Annotated in this window: 2 protein-coding genes and 1 pseudogene; 2 read left to right on the forward strand and 1 reads right to left on the reverse strand. The window is 64.9% G+C overall.

All coding sequences use genetic code 11. The features are described from left to right. The first annotated feature begins 171 nt into the window (after positions 1-171). On the forward strand, positions 172-708 hold the full coding sequence (locus ACZ4RZ_RS50145) for a GNAT family N-acetyltransferase (protein ID WP_467754351.1): 537 nt from the start codon (positions 172-174) through the stop codon (positions 706-708). A gap of 186 nt (positions 709-894) precedes the next feature. On the opposite strand, the pseudogene ACZ4RZ_RS50150 reads toward ACZ4RZ_RS50145, so the two are convergent. Further along, positions 895-1,638 (reverse strand): annotated as a pseudogene (locus tag ACZ4RZ_RS50150) (IS5 family transposase); the annotation flags it as partial. A gap of 97 nt (positions 1,639-1,735) precedes the next feature. Between ACZ4RZ_RS50150 and ACZ4RZ_RS50155 the strand changes: the two are divergent. Then, positions 1,736-3,220 (forward strand): M4 family metallopeptidase, encoded by a 1,485-nt coding sequence (locus tag ACZ4RZ_RS50155; RefSeq protein ID WP_467754352.1) that lies wholly within the window; start codon positions 1,736-1,738, stop codon positions 3,218-3,220. The last annotated feature ends 463 nt before the right edge of the window (positions 3,221-3,683 follow it).

The raw sequence follows: 3,683 nt of genomic DNA on the forward strand, positions 1-3,683 counted from the left end.
GCCGGCTGACCCCCATCGAATTCGAGACCGTCATGACCACACCGGCCCTCCAGCTCGCGTGACCGAACCTGTCACCCAAACCTGCAGCAGACCCAAGGACGGGCTCGGGCAGGTGGGTTGATCGGGCCGCGAGTCTTGATCGTTACCGAGCCTGCTGATTAGCTGGCCAGCATGACTGAGCTCGGACCCGTCGCCTGGCCCCCTGCCCCGATCAGGACCGAGAGGCTCGTGCTCCGTGAGCCCGAGGCCCGGGACCGTGCGGCGGTCATCGAGTTGCTGGCCTCGCCCGAGGTGGGCACCTTTCTCGGTGGCCCTCGACCGCGTGACGAGCTCGAGCGCGAGATGCCGGGGGCGCCCAGCCGGCTCCCCGGCCATTTCATCGTCGATCTCGACGGAGCGATGATCGGCCAGATCACGCTCTACAGGGAAACGGGGCACCTTCCTCAGGCTGCCGGGAAAGCCGAGCTCGGTTACTTGTTCCTGCCGGAGGCGTGGGGATGTGGGTACGCCGCCGAGGCGTGCGCAGCGGCACTCGACTGGTTCGGCGGCGCGTTTCCCGGCGAACCAGTGGTGCTCGCCACCCAGACCGCCAACGTCCGCTCGATGCGCCTTGTGGCGAAGCTGGGGTTCATCGAGGTAGAGCGGTTTGAGGCCTACGGCGCCGAGCAGTGGTTCGGCATGTGGTCCCCGGTTGCGCTGTCCGATTGAGCTCGTGCTCGGCAGTGTCCGCACTCACCGCGATGAAGCCGGGCGAGCGCGAGGCGGTCCTCCACGACGCGATGGACGGCATCATCGCGTCCATCACGATGCCATTCCCGCCGATCCTGTGACATCTCAAGCGGCTTGGACGGTCTCAGCGGGCCGTGGCAGAGAAGCGTCGGGCTGGACAGCGGGCCGGGTGAGCCGGCAGGTCATGAGCGTGATCGAGACGAGGGTGAGCATCGCTTCGCTGTGCTCGGGCAGGGTCTCGTAGTCCCTCACATTTCGGCGCGCGTGCAACAACCACGCCAGTGACCTCTCCACCACCCAACGCCTTGGCAGGATCACGAATCCCTTTGCGTCCTTGGGCCTGCTCACGGTCTTGATCGTCAGGTGGAGGAAGGATTTGGCCCAGGTGGCGAGGGTGCCCGCGTAGGCCAAGTCCGCCCAGACGATGGTGATTTCGGGGTGCATCAGACGCAGCCGGAAGAGAGCTTCGCGGGCGGCGACGCTGTCGTGCATGTCGGCTGGGGTGACCATCACGAACAGCGGGAGCCCTTTGAGGTCCACGATTATGTGTCTTTTCCTGCCTGGCGTCTTCTTTCCCGCGTCATATCCCGACGTCGAGCGCGGGACGGTGGCGGCGACTTTCACCGACTGCGAATCGATCACCGCCGCCACCGCGTGCGGGGACGTGCCCATGGTCCGGCGGATCCGGCGCCGGAGCTGGTCGCGGATGAGGTTGAAGACCCCAGCCGCGGACCAGCGGCTGAAGAGGCCGAACACCGTCTTGAACGGCGGGTAGTCACTGGGCAGAGCACTCCACTTGCACCCCGTGTCGACGACATAGCGCAGGGCGTCGACGATCTCGCGGCGCGGGTGTGCCTCTGGGCGGCCGCCGTGCGGAGTATCGGCGTCGAGCTGGTCGTCCACTGGCATGGTCCCAAACGCCTCCGATGCCTGAAAGGGTTGGCAGAATCGGTCGCTTCGCCAATGCTGTGTTCGGGACGCGGTAGCTGCGCGAGGGGGAATCGGCGTGGACAGCACGCTCATGGCCGCGGTGATCAGTGCAGTGGTGGGCGTCCTTGCTGCTGCCGGCGGTGCCGTGCTGCGTAATCGGGCCACTGCCCGAACCGCCGCCCGGCTGATCTACGCCGAGCTCACCAAGAACAGCGCGGCGGTTATGTACTTCCGGCAAACAGGCAGTTGGGCTGCATCGGTTCTACTGCGTTCGGCTTGGGATGAGCACGGCGCAACTATCGCGCGCCAACGCCGCGGCAGGTTCTTCGAGGCAGTTCACGGAGGATATGAGGCGCTGGAGATCGTTCCTCTCCTGGCGGACGAGTCGGTCGACGAGGTGCGTGCCGGATTGCTCGAGAACTCTGTGAAGTCACTGGTGGAAGCCATCCGGGAGCTCGGCGCTGTTGCTCAGATCTCACCCGATGGGATCAAGGACACCGTCGCCCGGCTTCTGGAGCCGCCCACGAGCGCGGTCAGAGATCTGGGAGCTCGGTTTGGAAGCGGCGCTGGAATTACCTCTCTTGCGTTGCAGGGCCAGCTGGTGGCCGCTGGTCTATCCCCCCGTCGGGCGGGACAGCTCCCGGAGTTGGTCCAGCTGTCGCTCCCTTCCGCGCTCGTTGGCACGCAAGCGCCGGACGCCGATTGCATCGTCTACAACGCAGGTCATTTCGAGCAGTTGGATCGGCGTGAGCCGGCCCGCTGGAATGGGGAGCCGCCTACTGGGGACCCAGCCGTCGATGAGACGCTTGAAGCGCTAGTGGCACTGAACGCCTTCGGTCGCCAGGTGTTGGGCCGCGACCCCCTCGCCGAGAGGCCGCTCATCGCCGTCGTCCACTACGGGAACGGCTTCAACAACGCTTGGTGGGATGGCGAACAGCTCATCTTGGGAGACGGAGACGGTGCGATTTTCGGCCGGTTCAGCCAGTGCCCAGAAGTGATCGCGGGCGAGGTGTGGCACGGGGTTCCGGAGATGCTGCGGTATTTCGACTGGGACGGCGAGAACGGCGCCCTGAGCCTGTCACTGTGCGACGTCTTCGGTCAGCTTTTCAAGCAGTACACCCTTGATCAGACTGTTGAGCAGGCCGACTGGGTAGTAGGCGCCGGCCTGCTGGCGCCGGGAATACGCGGCACTGGGCTGCGCTCGTTGAAGGCCCCTGGTACGGCCTACAACGACGACGTCCTCGGCGTAGATCCCCAGCCTGCCCACATGAACGAATACGTTCACACCACTCAGGACCGCGGGGGAGTCCATATCAACGGCGGAATCCCCAACCATGCTTTCTACCTGGTAGCTCAGCACTTGGGTGGCAAGGCATGGGAGACGGCTGGACAGATCTGGTGGGACGCGCTCACCGGGGATGGCGCCCGCCGCGGAATGCTCTTCGCGGACTGGGCAGGACTGACCGCAGACGCGGCCAGTACAAAGCACGGCAGGGACAGTGCCGAGCACCGAGCGGTCATCGATGCCTGGGACCGTGTCGGCGTTCAAAGGGCCAACTGAGCCGCTCAGAGTGGCCAACTGAGAGACTCTGTCCGCGGTTACGTGAAGCCCGTGGGAAGCGCCCGTTCGTAGGGTCTGCCCTACCCGGCTTCGGGGGCTCACCGGAGTGTCTGAGACTCGTGCCACGTGATCCGCTAGCTCGTACGGGAATCGTGCGGCAGAAGGTGGACAGGTGAAGGCTCGGATCGGATATTCCGCGTGGCTGGCGGGTGCGGTGCAGTTCTTTGTGATCCACGGGATCACAGAGTCAGCCTGGGTGAGACCGTACAGTTGGAAGCGGAACAACATCAGTGACTTGGGTAACGCTCACTGCGCCATGCAGCAGGAACCTGAGCCGCGGTATATCTGTTCGCCCAACCACGACCTTAGAGCTCGTAACACGATCTTGTCGGTGGCATTGGTGAGGTACGGGGTGCCGGTCGGATGCGGCTGGGATGATTGCGGGCATGACACTGGACTGGTC

The sequence above is a fragment of the Streptomyces sp. NPDC027189 genome (genome assembly GCF_055566975.1).